A 22,541-nucleotide genomic window follows, 5' to 3' on the forward strand; every position below is an offset into this window, starting at 1 on the left:
GTGATCCTCGAAGGCGGCAACCGCCGAATGCGAGCTCAATCGCGCGCGTCAGCCTTGCGCTGTGGCGAAATCGGGGCCGATCAAATCGATACGATCGGTACAGATCAGATCCACACCCCACCCGATCAGTTCGCGCGCACGCGCCGGATCGTTGACCGTATAGGCCAGCGTACGCAGCCCGGCCGCGCGGATCGCGGCCACGCGCGCCGCGTCGAACTCGCGATGGTTCGCATGCAGCGCGACGCAGCCGAGCCGGGCGGTGAGCGCCTGCCAGTCGTCCGGCAGCGTGTCGAGCAGCAAGCCGCGCGGCAACGCCGGCGCCGCGCGCTGCGCAGCCGCCAGCGCGTCCACCGAAAACGACGACAGCAGCGGCGGCACCGCCGCGCCGCACCAATAGCGCGCCGTGTCGCGCGCCACCCGCTCGCCGGTTTCGGCCTCGCGCCCCGGGCACGGCTTGATCTCCACGTTGGCCGCCAGGCCGAGCGCGAGGCAGCGCGAGGCGGCTTGCTCCAGCGTCGGCATCCGTTCGCCGGCGAAGCGCGCGTCGAACCAGCTTCCCGCATCGAGCGCGGCCAGCGCGGCGTAATCCATGCCGGCCGCCGCACCCTCGCCGTTCGAAGTGCGCGCGACCGTATCGTCGTGCAGCAGGAAGCTGATGCCGTCGGCCGACAGCTTCGCGTCGAACTCCACCATCCGGTGCCCGCGCCGCGCCCCCTCCTCGAGGCCGGCCAGCGTGTTTTCGGGCGCCAGCTTGCCACCGCCGCGATGCGCGACGATGCGCGCGACAGACGCATACGGCCAGGATTGCGGATCGTGCTCGGGCATGACGGTGTCCTCGTTCGACTGCGGGGTGGAATCGGAGATCAGTTGGCGCGGTGGCCCGTGTCCGGGTCGAAGAAATGCAGCCGGTGCGCGGGCAGCGACACCTGCAGCGCCGAGCCGGTCGGCGGGCGCTCGGCGTAGGGCAGCCGCACCGCCACGTCGTAGTCGCCCCAGCGGCCGTGCGCGAGATTGTCGGCGCCGAGCAGCTCGCACGAATCCACCGGCAAGGTGGCGGCCGGCATGCCGGGCTGCGGCGTCATGTGTTCGGGCCGCATGCCGAGCACCCACTCGCGGCCCGGCGCCACCTCGCGGCCGATGCCGGGCGCGCCGGCCACCGGCAGGCGCGGCCCGCCGCCCGCCACCTCGAACAGCGCGCCGTCGGCCGAGAGCCGCCCGCGCAGCAGGTTCATGGCCGGCGAGCCGATGAAGCCGGCCACGAAGGTGGTCGCCGGCTTTTCGTAGACGTCGACGGGCGCGCCGATCTGCTCGGCCCGCCCGCGGTTCATGACGATCACGCGCTGCGCCAGCGTCATCGCCTCGATCTGGTCGTGCGTGACGTACACGCTGGTGGTGCCGAGCCGTGCATGCAGGCGCTGGATCTCCAGCCGCATCTGCACGCGCAGCTTGGCGTCGAGGTTCGACAGCGGCTCGTCGAACAGGAACACCGCCGGCTCGCGCACGATCGCGCGCCCCATCGCCACGCGCTGCCGCTGCCCGCCCGACAGCTCGCGCGGCCGCCGCGCGAGCAGCGCCTCGAGTTCGAGGATCTTCGCGGCGGCCGCCACCCGCGCGTCGATTTCCGTGCGGGGAAGGCCGCGGATCTTCAGGCCGTAGCCCATGTTCTGCGCGACCGTCATGTGCGGGTACAGCGCGTAGTTCTGGAACACCATCGCGATATCGCGATCCTTCGGCTCCAGCGCGTTGACGACCGTGCCGCCGATCGCGATCTCGCCTTCCGTCACGCTCTCCAGCCCGGCGATCATCCGCAGCAGCGTCGATTTCCCGCAGCCGGACGGCCCGACCAGCACGATGAATTCGCCGTCGGCGATGTCGGCGTCGATGCCGTGCAGGACGGTGTGTTTGCCGTCGTAACTCTTGCGGACGCCGTTCAAGCTCAGTGCAGCCATGCTTCGACACTCTCCAGACAGATGCTTATTTTTCGGTATCCACCAGGCCGCGCACGAACCAGCGCTGCATGGCCAGCACCACCACCAGCGGCGGCAGCATGGTCAGCAGCGTCGCGGCCATCACGAGATGCCACTCGGTGGCCGCGTCGCCGCTGGCGATCATGGTCTTGATGCCGACCACGGCGGTCGACAGCGCGCCGTCGGTGGTGATCAGGATCGGCCACAAATACTGGTTCCAGCCGTAGATGAAGGTGATCACGAACAGCGCCGCGATGCTGGTGCGCGACAGCGGCAGCACCACGTCCCAGAAGAAGCGCAGCGGCCCGGCGCCGTCGATGCGCGCGGCGTCCATCAGCTCGTCGGGCAGCGTCATGAAGAACTGCCGGAACAGGAAGGTGGCGGTGGCCGAGGCGATCAGCGGCAAGGTCAGGCCCGCGTAGCTGTTGGTCATGCCGAGGCTGGACACCACCTGCACGGTCGGGAAGATCCGCACCTCGACCGGCAGCATCAAGGTGACGAAGATCAGCCAGAACGCCGTGTTGCGGAACGGAAAGCGGAAATACACGATCGCATAGGCCGACAGGATCGACACGGCGATCTTGCCGAGCGCGATCACCAGCGCCATCACGAGGCTGTTGATCAGCAGGACGCCGAACGGCGTGACGGTCGCGCCGCTGCCGCGATGCCAGATGGTGGCGATGTTCTCGAACAGGTGGGTGCTGGGGATCAGCGACAGCGGCACCGTGAACACTTCCTGCGCGCTCATGGTGGCGGCGCAGAAGCCCACGTACACCGGAAACAGCAGCATCACCACGCCGGCGATCAGCACCGCGTGACAGAACCGGTCGAAGCCCTTGCGATTCTCGATCATACGTATTGCACCCTGCGTTCGACGAAACGGAACTGCACCACGGTGAGCGCCACCACGATCGTCATCAGCACCACCGACTGCGCGCCGGAGCTGCCGATGTCGAGCCCCTGGAAGCCCTCGGTGTAGATCTTGTAGATCAGCGTCTTGGTGCTCTGGCCGGGGCCGCCCGCGGTGGCCGCGTCGATCACCGGGAAGGTGTCGAAGAACGCGTACACCAGGTTCACGACCAGCAGGAAGAAGCTGGTCGGCGACAGCAGCGGCAGCGCGATGTTGAAGAAGCGCCGCACCGGGCCGGCGCCGTCGATCGCGGCCGCCTCGATCAGCGAGCGCGGGATCGCCTGCAGGCCGGCGTAGAAGAACAGGAAGTTGTAGCTGACCTGCTTCCAGATCGAGGCGATCACGACCAGCGTCATCGCCTGGCCCGGATACAGCGCGTGATTCCAGACGATGCCGAGCTTCGCCAGCGCATAGGTGACGATGCCGATGCTCGGGTTGAACAGGAACGCCCACAACACCGCGGCGATGGTCGGCGCGACCGCGTACGGCCAGATCAGCAGCGTGCGGTAGACGCGCGAGCCGCGCATCACGCGGTCGGCGCAGGCGGCCAGCAGCAGCGACACGACCAGCCCGCCGACCGTCACGAGCGCGCTGAACAGCAGCGTGGTCTTGAACGAATCGAGGTAGAGCGGATCGCCGAACAGGTGCGCGAAGTTGGCCAGGCCGACGAACTCGCTGGTGGTGCCGAACGCGTCCTGCGACTGGGTCGACTGCCAGAGCGCGACGCCGGCCGGCCAAAGAAAGAAGATCGCGGTGATCGCCAGTTGCGGCGCGACCAGCAGATACGGCAACACGCTCGTGCCGAATCGGGAACGGGATGACATCGGTGGAATTCCGTCGACAAAGAAGCCGCTTCGCCGCGCCGCCGTGTTGCTGCCACGGCGGCGCAACGGCGCGGCGGAACCGCGCTCAGGAGCCTTGCTTCTCGAAACGGCGCAGCAGTTCGTTGCCGCGCGCCACGGCTTCGTCGAGCGCGGCTTGCGGCGTCTTCTTCTGCGCCCAGACCTGTTCCAGCTCCTCGTCGACGACGGTGCGGATCTGCGGCATGTTGCCCAGGCGCAGCCCCTTCGTGAACGGCAGCGGCGGCTTGTTCAGCATCTGCTTGGTGGCCGTGTCGGCACCCGGGTTCTTCGCGTAGAAGCCCTGCTCGCGCGTCAGGTCGTAGGCGGCCGTGGTGACCGGCAGGTAACCGGTGTCCTGGTGCCACTTCGCGGCCACCGGCGCCGAGCTCAGGTAGGCCAGGAACTTGGCGACGCCCTTGTAGGTGTTCGCATCCTTGCCGTTCAGCACCCACAGGCTCGCGCCGCCGATGATCGCGTTCTGCGGCGCGCCCTTCACGCCGGCGTCGTACGGCATCATGCCGGTGCCGAAATCGAACTTCGCGTACTTGCGGATGGTGGCCAGCGCGCCCGACGAGGTCGTCATGATCGCGCAGTCGCCGCTGTAGAACTTGGCGGTGGCTTCGTCCTTGCGGCCGGCGTAGCTGAACGTGCCTTCCTTGGCCATGTCCTGCAGGAACGCGATGTGGGCGACCTGCTGCGGCTTGTTGAATTCGAGCACGGCGTCGGTGCCGTCGAAGCCGTTGTTGCGCGTCGCGAACGGCAGGCCGTGCCACGCGCTGTAGTTCTCGAGCTGAATCCAGCCCTGCCAGCCGGTGGTGTAGCCGCAGGTCGAGCCGGCCTTGCGCAGCTTCTCGGCGTCGGTCTTCACCTCGGCCCAGGTTTTCGGCGGCTGGTTCGGATCGAGCCCGGCCTTCTTGAACAGATCCTTGTTGTAGTACAGCACCGGCGTCGAGCTGTTGAACGGCATCGAGACGAGGTGGCCCGTTTTCGCGTCGCTGTAGTAGCTGGCCACGGTCGGCACGAAGGACTTTTCGTCGAGCGGCACGCCGGCCTGGCGGAACACGTCGGACACCGGCAACACCGCCTTCTTGGCCTGGATCATGGTGGCCGTGCCGACTTCGTACACCTGGAGAATCGCCGGCGCGTTGCCGCTGCGATAGGCCGAGATGCCGGCGGCCAACGCCTGGTCGTAGGTGCCCTTGAACACCGGCACGATCTTGTAGTCGCTCTGCGATGCGTTGAACTGCTCGGCGATCGCATTGACCTTGTCGCCCAGCGCGGCTTCCATCGCGTGCCAGAACTGGATTTCGGTCGCGGCGAACGCGCTGCCCTGCATGCCGAACCAGATCATCCCGCCCGCAGCCAGCGAACGAACCAGGGTGTTGACTCTCATCGACGCATCTCCATGTTGTGCGGCCTGGCTCCCATGGCCGGCCGCTTGTGTTTGCCCGTGGCGGGCGGCAGCGCAGTCTAGTTCTCGTCCATGACAAACAGGCGTTGATATTCCTTCAGCGCGAAGCGGTCCGTCATGCCGGCGATGTAGTGCGCGATGAGCCGCGGCTGGGCCGCCGGCTCGGCGCTCTGATAGGCCGGCGGCAGCAGGCGCGGGTCGCCGGTGAAGGCGTCGTACAACCCCGTCACGACGCGCTGCGCCTTGTTCGCCATGCGCATCACTTTGTAGTGGCGATAGAGGTTGTGGAACAGGAAGCGCTTGAGCTCGGCGGCCTCCTCGGCGATCACCGGGCTGTGCGCCACCAGTTGCGGGCAGCGCCGCACGTCGTCGAGCGAGGCCGGCGCGTATTCGGCGAGGTTGCGCGTGGTGGCGTCGATCAAATCGACGATCAGCGTATTGATGATGCGGCGCACCGTTTCGTGCACCAGCCGGCGGCCTTCGAGCGACGGAAAATCGCCGAGCGCCGCGTCGTAATGGCGGCGCCAGAGCGCGATGCCGGCCAGTTGCGCAATCGTGATCAGGCCCGAGCGCAGGCCGTCGTCCACATCGTGGTTGTTGTAGGCGATCTCGTCGGCGATGTTGGCGATCTGGGCTTCCAGCGACGGCCGGCCGCCTTCGAGGAAGCGCTCGCCGAGTTCGCCGAGCTTGCGCGCATTCTCGCGCGAGCAGTGCTTGAGAATGCCCTCGCGCGTCTCGAAGCAGAGGTTCAGGCCATCGAACGCGCCGTAGTGCTCTTCCAGCTCGTCGACCACCGCGAGGCTCTGCAGGTTGTGCTCGAAGCCGCCGTGTTCGCGCATGCATTCGTTCAGCGCATCCTGCCCGGCATGGCCGAACGGCGTATGGCCGAGATCGTGGGCCAGCGAGATCGCCTCGACCAGATCCTCGTTCAGGCGCAGGTTGCGCGCCACCGAGCGCGCGATCTGCGCGACTTCGAGGCTGTGCGTGAGGCGGGTGCGGAACAGGTCGCCTTCGTGATTCACGAAGACCTGGGTTTTGTATTCGAGGCGGCGGAATGCCGTCGAATGGACGATGCGGTCGCGGTCGCGCTGGAATTCGGTGCGCGCGGCGGGCGGCGTTTCGTGGTGCCGGCGGCCTCGCGTGCCGATCGAATGGGCCGCGTAGGGCGCGAGGTGCGCTTCGAGCGCGGCGACGGTCGGCGCGGCGACAGGCCCGCCGGTTCGGCCGGGCCGCGCCTGCGACGCGTCGGTGGGGTGTGGCAACTCGCGGGGTGTTTCGCTCACTGTCTCCTCCACTGCTGGGGCGCCGGACGATCCGGCGCCACGTTACCGGATTGCGGCGGCGAGCGTGGCCTGGACCAGGTCGTCGGGCGCCGAGGTGATCGAGGCGGCGCCGAGCCGCTCGAGCACGATGAATTTGATCGCGCCGGCTTCGGCCTTCTTGTCGACCTGCATCATCTCGACATAGCGGGCCGCGCCGAGATCGGGCGCGCGCACCGGCAGGTGCGCGGCGGCGATCACGCGGTTCAGGCGCTGGCGCGACGCGTCGTCGAGACGGCCGAGCCGCACCGACAGATCGGCCGCCATCACCATGCCGCAACCGACCGCCTCGCCGTGCAGCCATTCGCCGTAGCCGAGGCCGGCCTCGATCGCATGGCCGAACGTGTGGCCGAAATTGAGGATCGCGCGCAGCCCGCCCTCGCGCTCGTCGGCGGCCACCACGCCGGCCTTGATCTCGCACGAGCGCTTGACGGCTTCGGTCAGCGCGGCCGGCTCGCGGCGGTTCAGCGCCTCGATGTCGGCCTCGATCCAGTCGAAGAACGCCGGGTCGGCGATCGCGCCGGTCTTGATGACCTCGGCGATGCCGGCCGCCAGCTCGCGCTCGGGCAGCGTGCGCAGCGCGCCGATATCGGCGATCACCGCTTGCGGCTGGTAGAACGCGCCGATCATGTTCTTGCCGAGCGGGTGGTTGATGCCGGTCTTGCCGCCGACCGACGAATCGACCTGCGACAGCAGCGTGGTGGGCACCTGGATGAACGGCACGCCGCGCATGTAGCAGGCAGCCGCGAAACCGGTCATGTCGCCCACCACGCCGCCGCCGAGCGCGATCAGCGTGGTCTTGCGGTCGGCGCGCGAGCCGAGCAGCCCGTCGAAGATCAGGTTCAGCGTTTCCCAGTGCTTGTAGGCTTCGCCATCGGGCAGCACCACCGTCTCGACCTGCTTGCCGAGCGGCGCGAGCGCGGCGCGCAGCGCATCGCCGTAGAGCGGATCGACCGTGGTGTTGGTGACGATGGTGACGGAAGCGCCCTTGATATGCGGCGCGAACAGTTCGGTGCGGCCGATCAGGCCATCGCCGATATGAATCGGGTAGGCGCGATCGCCCAGGTCGACATTGACGGTAATCATGCTTGTAGCGGCTTGGCGACGATGCCGGCCAGTTCGAGCTGCATCAGCACCATGTTGACGAGACCATTGACGGACGGACGGCCGGTTTCGATCACGAAATGCGCGCATTCGCGATAGAGCGGATCGCGCACTTCGTAAAGCGCTTCGAGCCGGGCCTTGGGATCTTCCGTCTGCAACAGCGGGCGGTTCTTGTCCTTGCGGGTACGCAGCCAGAGATCGTGCGGATTGGCGCGCAGATAGATGACGATGCCGCGTGAATTCAGTGCGTTGCGATTTTCGGGGCGGATCACGGCACCGCCGCCGGTAGCCAGCACCACATTACTGCGCTGGCTCAACTCGGCAATCATCTTTTCCTCGCGATCGCGAAAGCCTGCCTCGCCTTCGAGTTCGAAGATGACCGGGATGCGCGAGCCGGTGCTGGCCTCGATTTCGTGATCGGAATCGAAGAACGGCCGGTCGAGACGGCGCGCGACCGCACGACCCACGGTGGTTTTACCCGCCCCCATGAGTCCGACGAAAAATACGCTTGCGTGTGGGTCCCGCGCTTGCAACGGCTTCCTCTGCTTCAATCTTGCTGGTGTGTGGCGCAGCTTACTGGCAAATCGCCGGCCTTGTCGAGCGTGGCCGGCCGGCACTCGGCCGGCGGCTGCGGCGCCGTGCGGGCCGGCCCGCCTGCCCCGGCCGGCTCGCCGACCACGCGCGGCGTGATGTAGACGACCAGCTCGCTCGACTTCTCGCGCCGCGCCTTGTGGCGGAACAACGCCCCCAAAACCGGTATTTTGCCCAAGACCGGCACCCGAGTCACATCGTCCCACTCGTTTCGCTCGTAAATTCCGCCGATCGAGACCGTCCCCCCATTTTCGACCTCGACGCGCGTGCGCACGTGTTTGGTGTGAATCGCCGGCCCGGCGTCGGTTTCCTCGCCCACGCTGTCCTTGGCGATATCGAGGTCGAGCACCACCTGCCCGTCGGGCGTGATCTGCGGCTCGACTTCGAGCTTGAGCGTGGCGCGGCGGAACTGCACGCCCGACACGCCACGCCCGACCTTGGCCTGATACGGCAGCTCGGTGCCCTGCTCGACCAGCGCCGGCGCGCGATCGGCCGTGACCACGCTCGGCCGCGACAGGATCTGGCCCCGCCCTTCCGATTCGAGTGCACTCAACTCGATATCGAGCAAGCGCGTGGCGCCGGCGACGAACAGCGTGAGGCCGGCCGTGGCGGCCTCGAAACCGGACAGCGGACGCGCGGACAGATCGACGAGACGCCCGCCCGGGCCGCCGACCAGGCCGGTGGCAAGCGGATTGCCGCCACCCGCCACGTCGGACGGGCCGTCGCCGCTTGCCGCGCCGCCTTTCCCCTCCTTGCCCAGGTTGCGTGTGCGCAAGGCCAGCCGAGCGCCCAGTTCACGCGAGAACCCGCGCTCGCCCTCCACGATCCGCGCCTCGATCAGAACCTGGCGGGCCGGCCGGTCGAGCTGCGCGACCAGCGCGGCGATCTGCGCGAGCCGGCCGGCGAGATCGGTGACGAACAGCAGGTTGGTGCGCGGATCGGCCAGCACCGAGCCGCGCCGGGACAGCACACGCTGCCCCGCGCCGCCCGCCAGCAAACGCGCGACATCGTTGGCGCGCGGGTAGCGCAGCACGAAGGTGCGGCTCGCCAGCGGCTCCAGGTCGGCTGCACGCGCATGGGCCTCGAAACGTTCCCGCTCGCGCGCGGCCAGCTCGGCGACCGGCGCGACCCAGATCACCTCGCCACGCGTGGCCATCGCCAGGCCGTTCGCGTCGAGCAGCGCATCGAACGCGTCGCGCCAGCGCACGTCGTGGATGCGCAGCGTGACGCTGCCCTGCACCCGGCCGCTCAGGACCACGCTCTTGCCGGTGAAGCGCGCGAACGCATCGAAGGCCGCCGCGAGCGGGGCTTGCCGCAGATCGAGGGAGATCCGGCGGCCGTCGGCAGCAGCGCCCGGTTTCGACGGCAGGCTGGACAAGCGCACGGGGGGCGGCAAGGGCGTGGGGGGACCTTCCAGCGCGGGCTGGGGCGCGATGGCGGCCGGTGCTTCCGGGGGGTTCTCCGCCTCACCGCCGGCAGCGGATTGCGAGGCATCGGCAGAGGGTGGGAACGGCGTCCCACTACCGACTGCCAGCGCGCTCGTTCCGGCGATCCGGCCGCCATCGCCATCGAAGAACCCCGGCCCGCCACCGCCCGCAACCGGGGCCGATCCCGCCATGCCCGTGCCCAGCCGGGCCGCGATGGGCATGACGAGCGGCAGCGGCGGCGGCAACCTGGCCGCTGCGGGCAACGCCCCGTCGCACATCAGGGCGAGCGCCATCGCCAGCCTCGCGATATCTCGACGAGCGCCGTTCATGATTGCCCTTCCCCGGCCAGCATGACGCGATGCTCGCGGCCGTCGCCCGAGCCGAACCACACCCCGCCGCCATCGATACGTGCGATGCGTTCGCCTCCGATACGCTCACCGGGCGCGGCGCACCAAGGCCCGCTCTCGGCATCGAATACGGCCAACGCGTGCCGCGCGTTACCGACGATCCCGGCCAGCCGTGGCGACGGCGCCGCTTCGCGGCCACCGAAATCGGCATCGGCGGGCAAACCGACCGTCAGGACGTCGAACGGATCGGGCAACATCAGCGCGCCTTGGCCCCGTGCCGCCGCCCCCGGCGACACCGCCAGCCGCGCCGAAAACGTCGCACCCGCCGCCTGCCGTTCGATGTCGAGCCGGACCGGCGCAACGTTCAGCGGCAACGCCGCCAACGCGCGGACCCAGCCCGCGATCGCGCCGATACGGCCATCGCCGGCAATGTCGTAGCGCGGCTCGGCCTCGTTTCCCGCATCTTGCACACCACCGGGGGCCGGCGCGAGATGCCGGATGTGCAGGCCCTGCTCATGCGCGGCGAGCGCGAGCTGCCATAGCGGATCCTGCGAGTCGGGCGAACCGGCTCCATCGCTCGATTCGCGAACCTTGGCGAGACGCGGGCCGGCTGCCGCGTCCGGTTCGACGTCGGCCGCATGAGGCTGGCGCTCGATCCGTTGCTCGACGTCGGCCCGCTTCGCACTCGCCGTTTCATGCATGGCACGCGCTCGCGTCACGCCGCTCCAGTCACGCTCGTTCGACATAACGCATAGCACCAGAAACGCTGCCACGGCTGCCGCCACGAGTACGGCCAGCCGGCGCACACCGGCATGACGCCCATCGCTTGTCTGATTGCCGATCCGCGTGTTCATCCTCGGCCTCCCGATTCATGCGCGCCGCCGATTTGCGCGGTCTGCCGCTGCGCGGCCGGCTCCGGCCAACGAATGCGCACCGCGAAGCGCAATGCCGCCGCGCCCTTCGACGCACCGACCGCAAGCGGCGCGTCGGCGGCGGCCTTCACGCCCGACATCTCGATCCGCCACTCGGGCCGCCGCTCGCGCAAGCGTTCGAGCCACCGTCGCGCCGCGGCCGGATCGTGCGCCCGCACCTCGAGTTCGGCCCGATCGCCGGCGTGACGCAACGCCAGCAGCATCACCGTGCGGTAGTCGAGTGCGCGCAACACGTCGAGCAGCGCGACGAGCCGGGCGAGTGGCCTGGCGCGTTCGATGGCGGCCCGCTCGCGGGTGCGCCGCGCCTCGCGCGTCTGCACCGCCGCCTCTGCCAAACGCACGCGCGGCGCCCACGCGGCAAGCTGTGTTTCGATCGCCGCGCGCTGCCCGTCGAGCCGCACGCGCTCGGCCGCCTGCACGGCGCAAACCAACGCGGCACAGACAAAACCGAACCCAACCGCCCCGGCAAACTCCGCCACCCCTCGCCGCCGCGCCAGCCTCGCGTCGCGCTGCCGGTAAGGCAGCAGATTGAAGCCGCCGAGCCACGCACGCCGCTGCGCCGCATCGCGCGCCAGCGCCTGCGCAGGCAACCCCCGCCGCGCGCTCATTCGCACACCCCGCGCAGGCCCAGGCCGAACGCCACCGCGAACCGGCCGCCCGCGCGACCTTGCTGCACCTCGGGGCGCTCGCCGCCGCCGGCCGCGCAATACGTGGCGCAATAGGTGGCGCAATCGAACGGCAGCGCGAGGCAGCCCAGCAGATCGGCGATCTCCGCGAACACGGGCGGCGACGCGCCGTTGCTCGCGCCCGATTCGCCGGCCGCCCCCACATAGGCGTAGTGCAGCTCGCCCCGGCTCGCCAGGTCGCGCAACAGGTCGGACAGATCGGCGTATTCGGGCGACGGCATGCGCAGATGCGCGGTGACGGCCAGCCCCTCGACGCGCCAGGCATCCACGCTGCCCTCGCCGATCCAGAGCGCCGCATAGGCCTGCGTCGGGGCGATTTCTCCATAGGCGATCTGCCGGATCGCGCGCAGCGCCGCATAGGGCTCGCCGTCGATGCCGGTCAGCAGGAAGCCCGCGGCCGCCACCGCTTCGAGCCGCAATTCGACCCGCGCGCGCTCGGCCGAGGCCACCAGCAAACGGCCCGGATAGAGGATGTCGTTGACGCACCAGTCGATCGCCAGCGCCTCGCGCGACAGCCCGGTCACGCGCTCGGCCTCGGCATGCACGGCCGGCTCCACCGGCCCCTGCGCGGCAATGCGCGGATCGAGCGCGGACATCGTCACCTCGCGCGACGGCAACGCCATCACGGCCGACATCCCGCGCACCGGCAAGCGCCCCGCCATGCGCTCGACGATCGCGCCGAGCGCCTGCGTCACGCACGACCAGTCGCCCCCCGCCAGATCGCACGGCTGCGCATAGTGCTGCGCGTCCAGCGCTTCGATCGTCGGCGTATTGCCGCGCCGGCTCACGAATGCCACGCGCACCGCGTCGTGTCCCACGTCGATCCCGGCGGCAACGCGCCGCCCGGCCATCCATCGTCGATATCTCGCCATCGGTCCTCCCCAGCGCCGCGCGGCAGGGGCGCGGCTCGACGACCATTCTCGCGAGCGGCCCGCACCGCCGACAGTCGGCCGGATGGCCAGCAAAGCGGCGAAATTTCCCGTCGTCTTATCCGTTCGGACAGGCACCATGAACGTGCATACCGGGCGTTTATAATCGCGTGTCCGTTTTTCGGTATGCCTATGCAACCCACGAATCCCTCGACGCCGCCGCAGGCGAGCGAACCGACCTGGCCCCGGGCTGGCGAGACGCCGTCGGCCGGCGAGCCGCCGCAGCCGCCGCCTCCGCTCCCCCCGGCGGCGGAACCACCACCGCCGCCGCCGCCCCCGCCCCCGCCCCGCAAGCGGCCGTGGTGGCTGAAGCTGCTGCTCGCCCTGGTGGGGCTGTGCGTGGCGGCCGTGGTGTGCGCGGGCCTCGTGCTCGGCTATGCGCTCGTGGTCGCGTGGCCCAACATGCCGTCGCTCGAGGCGCTGACCGACTACCGGCCCAAGGTGCCGCTGCGCATCTACACGTCCGATCACGTGCTGATCGGCGAATTCGGCGAGGAGCGCCGCGACATCGTCCATATCCAGGACGTGCCCGATTCGCTGAAGAAGGCGATCCTCGCCATCGAGGACGCGCGCTTCTACGAACACGGCGGCGTCGATCTGACCGGCATCGCGCGTGCCGGCGTGGTGGCGCTGACCAACGGCCACGCCACGCAGGGCGCCAGCACGATCACGATGCAGGTCGCGCGCAACTTCTTCCTGTCGAGCGAGAAAACCTACACGCGCAAGATCTACGAAATGCTGCTCGCGTACCGCATCGAGCGTGCGCTGACGAAGGATCAGATTCTCGAGGTGTACATGAATCAGATCTATCTCGGCCAGCGCGCGTACGGCTTCGCGAGCGCCGCGCGCGTGTATTTCGGCAAGGACCTGAAGGATCTGACGCTCGCCGAGGCCGCGATGCTGGCCGGGCTGCCGAAGGCGCCGTCGGCCTACAACCCGGTGGTCAATCCGAAACGCGCGAAGGTGCGCCAGCAGTACATCCTGCAACGCATGCTGGAGCTGAACTTCATCACGCGCGATCAGTACGACGAAGCGGTTGCGCAGCCGCTGGTGGTCAAGAGCGCGACGCGCGAATACAGCGTGCACGCCGAATACATCGCGGAAATGGTCCGGCAGATGATGTACGCGCAGTACAAGGATGAAACCTACACGCGCGGGTTCAACGTGGTCACCACGGTCGATTCGGCCGACCAGACGCTCGCCTATCAGGCGCTGCGCCGCGGCCTGATGGACTACGAGCGCCGTCACGGCTATCGCGGCCCGGAAGCGTTCATCGAATTGCCGGCCGATGCCTCGCAGCGCGAGCAGGCGATCGACGACGCGCTGCTCGACCATCCCGACAACGGCGAACTGATCGCCGCCGTCGTCACCAGCGTCGATCCGAAGCAGATCCAGGTCAGTTTCATGGACGGCAGCAGCGCCACCGTCGGCGGCACCAACCTGCGCTTCGCCTCGGCCGCGCTGGCCGCCAACGCCCAGCCGAACCGCAAGATCCGGCCCGGCGCGATCGTGCGCGTGGTCAAGACCGACAGCGGCGACTGGGCGATCACGCAATTGCCGCAGGTCGAAGGCGCGTTCATCTCGATCGTGCCGCAGAACGGCGCGATCCGTTCGCTGGTGGGCGGCTTCGATTTCAACAAGAACAAGTTCAACCACGTCACGCAGGCGTGGCGGCAACCCGGTTCGAGCTTCAAGCCGTTCATCTATTCGGCCTCGCTCGACAAGGGCCTCGCGCCGTCGACCATCATCAACGACGGCCCGCTCTACTTCAGCGCCGCCGAAACGGGCGGCCAGCCGTGGGAGCCGAAGAACTACGGCGGCGGCTTCGACGGCCCCGAGCCGATGCGCACGGCGCTGATGCGCTCGCGCAACCTGGTGTCGATCCGGATCCTGAACTTCATCGGCACCAAGTACGGGCAGCAATACATCACGCGCTTCGGCTTCGACGCCGATCGTCACCCGGCCTATCTGCCGATGGCGCTCGGCGCCGGCCTCGTCACGCCGCTGCAGATGGCGGGCGCGTACTCGGTGTTCGCCAACGGCGGCTATCGCGTCAATCCGTACCTGATCGCCGAGATCACCGACGCGAACGGCAGCGTGGTGGCACGCGCGCAGCCGCTGGTGGCCGAGCAGAACGCGCCGCGGGCGATCGACGCGCGCAACGCCTACGTGATGAACAGCCTGCTGCAAAGCGTGGCGCAGCACGGCACCGGCGCGAAAACCAACGTGCTCAAGCGCACCGATCTCGGCGGCAAGACCGGCACCACCAACGATTCGCGCGATGCGTGGTTCGCGGGCTTCCAGCACACGCTGGCCGCGATTGCCTGGATCGGCTACGACAGCCCGCGCAGCCTCGGCGATCGCGAAACCGGCGGCGGCCTTTCGCTGCCGGTGTGGATCGACTACATGGGGCCGTCGCTGAAAAACGTGCCCGAATACACGATGCCGAAGCCGGACGACGTCACCGTGATCGGCGGCGAGCTGTTCTTCAGCGACTTCACGCCGGGCCACGGCTTCGTGCCGACCGTCGGCGTCGCGCAGGCGGCCGCACCGACCGATGCCTCGATCCCGCACGTCGATTCGCAGGAGCGGCAGGACATCATGAACCTGTTCGAGGGCGGCAACTGACGCGGCTCGCGTTCATGCCCCGCAACGCAAAAGAGCGACCCACGGGTCGCTCTTTTGCTTGATGCCGCCCGATTTCCGAACCGGGCAGCGGGCTGCGTGATCGACGCTCAGGCGCTGAACGGCACCGGCTCCCCGGCCTGTTCGCTCGCGTAGCGCGTGAGTGCCTCGAAGAACTCGTCGCCCGAGCGCGTGTCGCGCCAGGCGCCGTCGACGAAGCGGTAATGGAAGCCGCCCGATTTCGCGGCGATCCACACTTCCTTCATCGGAGGCTGCAGGTTGATGATGATCTTCGTGCCGTTCTCGAAACTCAGCGTGATGACGCTGCCGTTGCGGCCCAGATCGATGTCGAGATCGCCTTCGTTGGCGGTGTCCACGCAGCGCTCGACGGCCGCCAGAACAGCCTCGGCGCGGGTCAGGTATTCAGTATCGCTCATGCTAAACTCTGTCGATTCAATTGTTTAGGGACGATCATGCGTGTCGTTTTCCAGATGAGCGCGATTGTAGCGGCTTTGGCGCTGGCCGGCTGCGGTCAACGCGGCGCGCTCTATCTGCCCGTCGTGCCGCCGTTGCCCCCGAAGCCCGTCCTCGAGACGCAACCCGGCCTGCAACCCGACGCATCCGATACGGCCCCGAGCGCCGCGTCCGATGCCGCCGGCACCTCGGGCACGTCCCTGCAGCTTTCGCCCGCGCTCTCCGCGCCGGCCCCGGCGTCCGCCGCCAATCCCACTCGATGATTCCGGATGACTCACCCCGCATTTGATTACGCCAACGGCACGCTGCACGCCGAAAGCATCCCCGTCGACAAGCTCGCCGAACACTTCGATACCCCGCTCTATGTCTATTCGCGCGCCGCGCTGACGGCCGCCTATCAGGCCTACGCGAAAGCCTGCGAGGGCCGCCGCGCGGCGGTCCACGTCGCCGTGAAATCGAACAGCAACCTCGGCGTGCTGAACGTGTTCGCGCGGCTCGGCGCGGGCTTCGACATCGTGTCGGGCGGCGAACTGGCGCGCGTGCTGGCGGCAGGCGGCAAGGCGGAAAACGTGGTGTTCTCGGGCGTCGGCAAGAACGCCGACGAAATGCGCATCGCGCTCGAAGCCGGCGTCAAATGCTTCAACGTCGAATCGATTCCCGAGCTCGACCGCCTCAACGAAGTGGCCGGCTCGCTCGGCAAGCGCGCGCCGGTTTCGCTGCGCGTGAACCCCGACGTCGATCCGAAAACGCATCCGTACATCTCGACGGGCCTGAAAGCCAACAAGTTCGGCGTCGCATTCGCCGACGCGCGCGAAACGTACCGCACGGCGGCCCGGTTGCCGAACCTCTCGGTGGTCGGCATCGATTGCCACATCGGCTCGCAGATCACCGAACTGAGCCCGTATCTCGACGCGCTCGACAAGGTGCTCGATCTCGTCGAACAGATCGAGGCCGACGGCACGGCGATCCATCACATCGATATCGGCGGCGGCCTCGGCATCACCTATTCGGACGAAACGCCGCCCGAGATCGGCGTGTTCGTCGCGGCGCTGTTCGAGAAGCTCGACGCGCGCGGCCACGGCCAGCGCGAAGTGTATTTCGAGCCGGGCCGCTCGCTGACGGGCAACGCCGGCATCCTGCTCACGCGCGTCGAATTCCTGAAGCCGGGCGAGGAGAAGAACTTCGCGATCGTCGACGCCGCGATGAACGATCTCGCGCGCCCGGCGATGTACGAGGCGTACCACGCGATCGTGCCCGTCAAGGAAACCAGCGCTCACCCGAGCGCCGTGTACGACGTGGTCGGCCCCGTCTGCGAAAGCGGCGACTGGCTCGGCCGCGAGCGCACGCTGGCGATCGCGCCCGGCGATCTGCTGGCGATCCGCTCGGCCGGCGCCTACGGCTTCGTCATGAGTTCGAACTACAACACGCGCCCGCGCGCGGCCGAGGTGATGGTCGACGGCGTGAACGCGTACCTCGTGCGCCCGCGCGAGACGATGGAAGACCTGTTCGGCAGCGAAGCGATCCTGCCCGACGCGGAATAAGCCTGCCGGGCCTTGCCCGGCATCCGCTCCGCCCTATGAAAAAAGCGACGCAGGCCCTCCGGCTTGCGTCGCTTTTTTCATGCCCGCCGGTGCGATCGGTCGGTCGCGCCAACCTCCTTGCATTCCGGCTTCAGGGTGCCTCGCGGCGCGGCCCGAGCAACGCGGTGGCCACGCGCCAACCGAGCAGCACCAGCACGATCGCGCCATAAAGCTTCGGCAGCGCGAGATCGTGCTTGCCGGCCCGCATCCACCAGAAATGCAGGATCGCGAGCAACGCGATCGCGTAGATCAGCCGGTGCAGCCGCTGCCAATGCCGGCCGAGCCGGCGCACCATCGCGCGCGGCGAGGTCAGCGCAAGCGGAATCAGCAGCACGAACGCCGCGAAGCCGACCGTGATGAACGGCCGCTTGACCACGTCGCGCAGGATCGCCGCCAGGTCGAACCACTTGTCGAACCAGAAGTAGGTCGTGAAGTGCAGCGCGGCGTAGAAGAACGCGAACAGGCCGATCATGCGCCGCAGGCGCAGCAGCGCGTTCAGCCCGGCGATGCGCCGCAGCGGCGTGACCGCCAGCGTCACGCAGAGGATCACGAGCGTCCAGAGCCCGGTCGAGCGCGTGACGAATTCCACCGGGTTCGCACCGAGCCCGCCCGTGAAGCCGAGCACCACGAGCCGCGCGAGCGGAAACAGCCCGGCGAGGAACACCAGCGGCTTGGCGATGCGCACCCAGCGCGGCCCGGCGGGCGGCGCCACCCGGCGGCTCGCGCCGCGCGGCTGCACCGTTCCCGCGCCGCCGGCCGGCGTCTGCAGATTGTCGTCCACGCCGCGCCGCCTAGAAGTTCTTGCGCAGATCCATGCCGCGATACATCGATGCGACCAGATCGCCGTAGCCGTTGAACATCAGCGTCTTGCGCTTCGGCGTGAAGAAGCCGTCCTCGCCGATGCGCCGCTCGGTCGCCTGGCTCCAGCGCGGATGATCGACCTCGGGGTTCACGTTCGAATAGAAACCGTATTCGGTGGGCGCGTAGGTGTTCCAGCTCGTCTTCGGCTGCTGTTCGACAAAGCGGATCTTGACGATCGACTTGGCGCTCTTGAAGCCGTATTTCCAGGGCACCACGAGCCGCACCGGCGCACCGTTCTGGTTCGGCAGCACCTGGCCGTAGACGCCCATCGTCAGCAGCGCGAGCGGGTTCATCGCCTCGTCGAGCCGCAGCCCTTCCGAATAGGGCCAGTCGAGAACCGGCGCCGACAGCCCCGGCATCTGCGACGGGTCGGCCAGCGTGACGAACTGCACGTATTTCGCGCTCGGGCTCGGCTGCACGCGCCGGATCAGCTCGGCCAGCGGAATGCCGATCCACGGAATCACCATCGACCAGCCCTCGACGCAGCGGTGCCGATAGACGCGCTCTTCGAGCGGCGCGAGCTTCAACAGCTCGTCGATGTCGTAGACCTTCGGCGTCTTCACCGCGCCCTCGACGCTGACGCGCCACGGCCGCGGCCGCAGCGAGCCGGCGTTCTGCGCGGGATCGCCCTTGTCGGTGCCGAATTCGTAGAAGTTGTTGTAGGTGGTGACGTCCTGGTACGGCGTGACCTTGTCGGGCACCACGAACTTCGCATTGGTGGTGGCCGCGAGCGGATGCGCCGACGAGTTCGGCGAGCGATAGGCCGCGAACGCCGCGCCGGGCACGCCGCCAAGGCCGCCCGCCAGCGCCGCGCCGGCACCGGCCGCGCGCAACAGGCCGCGGCGCGCCGCGAACACCGACGACGGCGTGATCTCGTCGCGCGGAATGTCGTCGCCGGCAAGCAACTGCCGGCGCGTGGTTCTGATCAACATGGGCATCTCCGCGCCGGCCTTCCCGCCAGCGATCAAGCAGTGAACCGACAAATTCCGCCGTACCGGGCAGCCCGGCGGGCGGTGCAACAAAAAACCGCCGCTCGCGAACGACGCGGCGGCGGTTTTCGAATCCGTTTCAGGCAGCCTTCGGCACCCTGGCCTACAGCTTGCCGTAGCTGTGCAGCCCCGACAGGAACATGTTCACGCCGAGGAACGCGAACGTGGTGACGAGCAGGCCCGTCAGCGCCCACCAGGCCGCCACGCTGCCGCGCAAGCCCTTCATGAGCCGCATGTGCAGCCAGGCCGCGTAGTTCAGCCAGACGATCAGCGCCCAGGTTTCCTTCGGGTCCCAGCTCCAGTAGCCGCCCCACGCTTCGGCCGCCCACAACGCGCCGAGGATCGTCGCGATCGTGAAGAACGCGAAGCCCACCGCGATCGACTTGTACATCACGTCGTCGAGCACTTCGAGGGGAGGCAAGCGATCGGCCAGCACGCCGCGCGACTTCAGCAGGTAGGCCACGCTGACCATCGCCGACAACGCGAAGCTGCCGTAGCCGATGAAGTTGGCCGGCACGTGGATCTTCATCCACCAGCTTTGCAGCGCGGGCACCAGCGGCTGGATCTGCTGCGCGTCGCGCGCGATCGAGTACCACATCAGGAAGCCGACGGCCGCGCTGATCACCAGCAGCACGAACGCGCCGAGCGCACGCGTGCCGTAATGTCCTTCGTAGTACAGATAGAGCAGCGCCGTGATCAGGCTGAACAGCACGAACACTTCATAGAGGTTCGACACCGGGATATGGCCGACGTCCGCACCGATCAGGTAGGACTCGTACCAGCGCACCATCAGGCCCGTGAAGCCCATCAGCACGGCGGCCCAGGTCATCTTCTGGCCGATCGCCGCGCCCGTGGGCGAGCGGCTCAGCAGGCCGATCCAGTAGAACACCGTGGCGAACACGAACAGCGCGCTCATCCAGAGGATCGCCGACTGGCTCGACAGGAAATACTTGAGGAAGAACGCGGAATCGGCGCGAGAGAGATCGCCGTGATAGATCTGCAGCGACAGCAGCGACGTGCAGGCGATCAGCGCCATCAGCAGCCGCGCCGGCTTCCAGCGCCAGCCCAGCCCGATCAGCGCGACGGTCGCGCCCGTCATCACGACCTGATCGTAGTAATCCATGTGCGCCTGGTAGTGCACCAGGGCAAAACCGGCGCCGGCGACCATCGCCAGCGCGAACAGCCAGTCGACCGGCGACAGGCGGCGCCAGAACGGGCGATCGTCGAACAGCGGCAGGGCCGACGCATCGGCGCGGCCGCGCGGCGAGGGAGACGAAGAAGCCTGGATGAGAGCCATGACGTTACCGTGGGGAGTCGGGGAGCTCGGCGTCGCGCGCGGCCGGAGCCGCGGTTTGCGGCTCGGCGCCCAGCACCGCGCCCGCCGCATCGCGCGTCTGCGCGAATTCCCTCTCGAAATCGAAGGTCCTGCGGGCCGTGGACATCGCCATCACGACAGCCACTCCCGCCTGCGTATCCTTGAGCCAGAACCAGAGCCGGCGTTCGCGCACGTAGAACATCGAAAAGATGCCGAACACCAGCAGCAGGCTGCCAAGATACACCAGATTTTTACCAGGCGCGCGTGTCAACTGGAATACCGAAGCCTGCACCTGCTTATATGAATCCAGCCGCAAATACACCGGCGCGCCGTACAGAAAGCTGTCCGACAGCGCGTTGATGGCGTTCTGCACGAAACGCGCCGTGTCGGCCGATTGCGCGACCGGTTGCAGCCCCGCGTGCTCGCGCGCGACCGCCCAGACCTGCCACATCGCACCTTCCAGCATGCGCAGCAGCAAGCCGGCGGCCTTCTCCTGTTCGGCCTTCGGCACCGATTGATCGATGAAGCCGGCCACCGCCTGGAAGCCGCCCATCGGCGCGCCGTCCGGCTGATGGCCCGCGCTCGCGTCGGCGCCGGCGAACAGGGTCAGGACACGCAGCGCGCTGTCGTCGAGCCGGGTGCGCAGGCCCGCGTCGGCGCTCGGCAGGGACGCCTGCGCGAAGCGCGCGGCGGCTTCGGTGCGCACCGCCGGATCTTCCAGCGCCGCGCGAATTCGCATCCATTCGGCGATCGAATCGTCGGCATCGGCCGGAATCCGCAGATAGCGGAACGGATCGTTCGGGCTCACGCGCATGCCGGCCAGGAACATCCGGTCGCCGCCGACCTCGACCGGCAGCATGTAGTTGTTGAATTCGCGCGCCTGGCCGTCCTTGCCGCGCACCTTGTACTGGATCGACGGGCCGACGTTGTGCAGATTCACCGGGTTCGACGTCTTCGCGCCCGAGCCGAGCCGCTCGTCGAACGCCTCCTTGAGCGAATGGGACGCGCCCACGCCGCGCACGTCGGTCTTGCCGTTCGCGTCGGTGATGTTCTCGACGTTGATCGCGCGGAAATCGGCGAATTCGATCGTATCGCCGTCGTGGCCGGCCAGCGGCGCGGCGTTGCCGATCACGCCGTTCACCGGGAAGGTCTTGTCGCTGCCGCCCGTCATCGGAAACGCCGTCATCTGCATCTGCGAGCCGCCGTCCTGGAAGCTCGACTGATAGATCGACACGCCCTTGTAGGTGAACGGCTTGTTGACCTCGACGCGCGCCGGGATCCGCTTGCCGGTGGCGCGGTCGATCACGACGATATCGCTCGCGAACAGCTTCGGCATGCCGGTCGAGTAGTAATCGACGATGAACTTGTCGAGCTGGATCGAGAACGGCAGATCCTGGATCAGCGAGCCGCTCGGCTGGTTCAGGATCGCGGTGGACACGTACTGCCCCTCGGGCACCCAGGCATAGCCGCGGAACGTGGGGTTCGACGCCGACAACCGGTGTTCCGGCCCGATCTCGCTGATCGCGACGCTGGTGTTGACGGGCGACTTGCCGAACAGCCACATCTGGAAGTGGATCGGCAGGTTGCTGTCGAGCAGGCCGCCGATGCAGATCACGACGATCGCGAGGTGGGCCGAAATGTAGCCGTACTTGGTCAGCGCACCGCGCTTGGCCGCGATCAGCGTCGCGCCATCCGATTCGCGCACCACCTGCTTGTAGCCGGCCTTGGCGACGAACGCCGACAGCGCCGTGGCCACCCCCACACGATCGCCCTCGACGGTGTACTCGGCCTTGTGATGGAACGCGCGCAGGCTGCCTTCGCGCACCTTGTCCTTCCAGTTGCGGGCGTCGGCCAGCATCTTCGGGCCGTTGCGGATCACGCACAGCGACAGCGACACCACCAGGAACAGCAGGATCAGCATGAACCACCAGGCGCTGTAGACCGTGTACAGGCCGATCGAGCGGAAGATGTCGGCCCAGAACGGGCCGAACTGGTTCACGTAGTTCGGATAGGGATCGTCCTGCGTGAGGACGGTGCCGATGATGCTCGCGATCGCCAATACGACGAGCAGCGCGATCGCGAAGCGCATCGAACTGATCAGCTCGATCGCGGTGTTCAGCGCGCCGCGGCGCGTTTTCGTCTCGATTCCCGACGTGGTGACGCTCATTCACACTCCGACTGACAACAAAAAAGGGCAAGGCGCACACCTGCCGGCAAGCGCCCCACCCTTTC

General features: G+C 68.1%; 20 protein-coding genes. 3 read left to right on the forward strand and 17 right to left on the reverse strand.

What is annotated here, in order from left to right; genetic code table 11:
* Positions 1 to 48: 48 nt before the first annotated feature.
* The 12 genes from ugpQ to AB4851_RS33955 form a co-directional block, all read right to left on the reverse strand.
* On the reverse strand, positions 49 to 825 hold the full coding sequence (gene ugpQ / locus AB4851_RS33900; protein WP_414450491.1) for a glycerophosphodiester phosphodiesterase: 777 nt from the start codon (positions 823 to 825) through the stop codon (positions 49 to 51).
* A 38-nt stretch (positions 826 to 863) separates the two neighbouring features.
* Positions 864 to 1,949, reverse strand: a complete 1,086-nt coding sequence (locus AB4851_RS33905; RefSeq protein ID WP_414450492.1) for a sn-glycerol-3-phosphate import ATP-binding protein UgpC — start codon at positions 1,947 to 1,949, stop codon at positions 864 to 866.
* A gap of 25 nt (positions 1,950 to 1,974) precedes the next feature.
* On the reverse strand, positions 1,975 to 2,820 hold the full coding sequence (ugpE, locus tag AB4851_RS33910) for a sn-glycerol-3-phosphate ABC transporter permease UgpE (protein WP_414450493.1): 846 nt from the start codon (positions 2,818 to 2,820) through the stop codon (positions 1,975 to 1,977).
* Positions 2,817 to 3,701: a sn-glycerol-3-phosphate ABC transporter permease UgpA gene (ugpA, locus tag AB4851_RS33915; RefSeq protein ID WP_414443715.1), complete on the reverse strand. Its 885-nt coding sequence runs from the start codon at positions 3,699 to 3,701 to the stop codon at positions 2,817 to 2,819. The genes ugpE and ugpA overlap by 4 nt, the downstream gene beginning before the upstream one ends.
* Positions 3,702 to 3,786: 85 nt before the next feature.
* Positions 3,787 to 5,112 carry a sn-glycerol-3-phosphate ABC transporter substrate-binding protein UgpB gene (ugpB, locus tag AB4851_RS33920; protein WP_414443714.1) on the reverse strand — a complete coding sequence of 442 codons (1,326 nt, stop codon included), beginning with the start codon at positions 5,110 to 5,112 and terminating at the stop codon, positions 3,787 to 3,789.
* 77 nt (positions 5,113 to 5,189) lie between these two features.
* Positions 5,190 to 6,413, reverse strand: coding sequence for a deoxyguanosinetriphosphate triphosphohydrolase (locus AB4851_RS33925; protein WP_414450494.1), 1,224 nt, complete (start codon positions 6,411 to 6,413; stop codon positions 5,190 to 5,192).
* A 42-nt stretch (positions 6,414 to 6,455) separates the two neighbouring features.
* Positions 6,456 to 7,535 carry a 3-dehydroquinate synthase gene (gene aroB, locus AB4851_RS33930; RefSeq protein WP_414450495.1) on the reverse strand — a complete coding sequence of 360 codons (1,080 nt, stop codon included), beginning with the start codon at positions 7,533 to 7,535 and terminating at the stop codon, positions 6,456 to 6,458.
* The gene (locus AB4851_RS33935; protein ID WP_414445686.1) at positions 7,532 to 8,086 is read right to left on the reverse strand and encodes a shikimate kinase; all 555 of its coding nucleotides are present in this window, start codon (positions 8,084 to 8,086) and stop codon (positions 7,532 to 7,534) included. Before AB4851_RS33935 ends, aroB begins: the two co-directional genes overlap by 4 nt.
* Positions 8,087 to 8,100: 14 nt before the next feature.
* Positions 8,101 to 9,900, reverse strand: a complete 1,800-nt coding sequence (locus AB4851_RS33940; protein ID WP_414450496.1) for a type IV pilus secretin PilQ — start codon at positions 9,898 to 9,900, stop codon at positions 8,101 to 8,103.
* Positions 9,897 to 10,772: a hypothetical protein gene (locus AB4851_RS33945; protein ID WP_414450497.1), complete on the reverse strand. Its 876-nt coding sequence runs from the start codon at positions 10,770 to 10,772 to the stop codon at positions 9,897 to 9,899. The genes AB4851_RS33940 and AB4851_RS33945 overlap by 4 nt, the downstream gene beginning before the upstream one ends.
* On the reverse strand, positions 10,769 to 11,458 hold the full coding sequence (locus AB4851_RS33950) for a pilus assembly protein PilN (RefSeq protein WP_414450498.1): 690 nt from the start codon (positions 11,456 to 11,458) through the stop codon (positions 10,769 to 10,771). The genes AB4851_RS33945 and AB4851_RS33950 overlap by 4 nt, the downstream gene beginning before the upstream one ends.
* On the reverse strand, positions 11,455 to 12,408 hold the full coding sequence (locus AB4851_RS33955; protein ID WP_414450499.1) for a hypothetical protein: 954 nt from the start codon (positions 12,406 to 12,408) through the stop codon (positions 11,455 to 11,457). The genes AB4851_RS33950 and AB4851_RS33955 overlap by 4 nt, the downstream gene beginning before the upstream one ends.
* Before the next feature lie 183 nt (positions 12,409 to 12,591).
* On the opposite strand from AB4851_RS33955, the gene AB4851_RS33960 reads away from it, so the two are divergent.
* Complete coding sequence (locus tag AB4851_RS33960) at positions 12,592 to 15,093, forward strand: penicillin-binding protein 1A (protein ID WP_414450500.1); 2,502 nt, start codon at positions 12,592 to 12,594, stop codon at positions 15,091 to 15,093.
* A gap of 107 nt (positions 15,094 to 15,200) precedes the next feature.
* Here the strand turns inward: AB4851_RS33960 and cyaY are convergent, their stop codons facing one another.
* Positions 15,201 to 15,527 carry an iron donor protein CyaY gene (gene cyaY, locus AB4851_RS33965; RefSeq protein WP_414443706.1) on the reverse strand — a complete coding sequence of 109 codons (327 nt, stop codon included), beginning with the start codon at positions 15,525 to 15,527 and terminating at the stop codon, positions 15,201 to 15,203.
* 36 nt (positions 15,528 to 15,563) lie between these two features.
* Here cyaY and lptM point away from each other — a divergent pair, with 36 nt between their 5' ends.
* Entirely contained in the window at positions 15,564 to 15,827 is a 264-nt protein-coding gene (lptM, locus tag AB4851_RS33970; RefSeq protein ID WP_414450501.1) for an LPS translocon maturation chaperone LptM, read from the forward strand.
* Between the two features lie 6 nt (positions 15,828 to 15,833).
* Positions 15,834 to 17,105 carry a diaminopimelate decarboxylase gene (gene lysA / locus AB4851_RS33975; protein ID WP_414450502.1) on the forward strand — a complete coding sequence of 424 codons (1,272 nt, stop codon included), beginning with the start codon at positions 15,834 to 15,836 and terminating at the stop codon, positions 17,103 to 17,105.
* 130 nt (positions 17,106 to 17,235) lie between these two features.
* Here the strand turns inward: lysA and msrQ are convergent, their stop codons facing one another.
* The 4 genes from msrQ to AB4851_RS33995 form a co-directional block, all read right to left on the reverse strand.
* Positions 17,236 to 17,925, reverse strand: coding sequence for a protein-methionine-sulfoxide reductase heme-binding subunit MsrQ (gene msrQ, locus AB4851_RS33980; RefSeq protein WP_414450503.1), 690 nt, complete (start codon positions 17,923 to 17,925; stop codon positions 17,236 to 17,238).
* A 10-nt stretch (positions 17,926 to 17,935) separates the two neighbouring features.
* Entirely contained in the window at positions 17,936 to 18,937 is a 1,002-nt protein-coding gene (gene msrP, locus AB4851_RS33985; protein ID WP_414450504.1) for a protein-methionine-sulfoxide reductase catalytic subunit MsrP, read from the reverse strand.
* Positions 18,938 to 19,097: 160 nt separating this feature from the next.
* On the reverse strand, positions 19,098 to 20,291 hold the full coding sequence (gene ccsB / locus AB4851_RS33990) for a c-type cytochrome biogenesis protein CcsB (protein WP_414450505.1): 1,194 nt from the start codon (positions 20,289 to 20,291) through the stop codon (positions 19,098 to 19,100).
* Positions 20,292 to 20,295: 4 nt separating this feature from the next.
* On the reverse strand, positions 20,296 to 22,476 hold the full coding sequence (locus AB4851_RS33995) for a cytochrome c biogenesis protein ResB (protein ID WP_414450506.1): 2,181 nt from the start codon (positions 22,474 to 22,476) through the stop codon (positions 20,296 to 20,298).
* Positions 22,477 to 22,541 lie beyond the last annotated feature (65 nt).

The organism is Burkholderia sp. 22PA0099 (assembly GCF_047497165.1).
Lineage (GTDB): Bacteria > Pseudomonadota > Gammaproteobacteria > Burkholderiales > Burkholderiaceae > Burkholderia.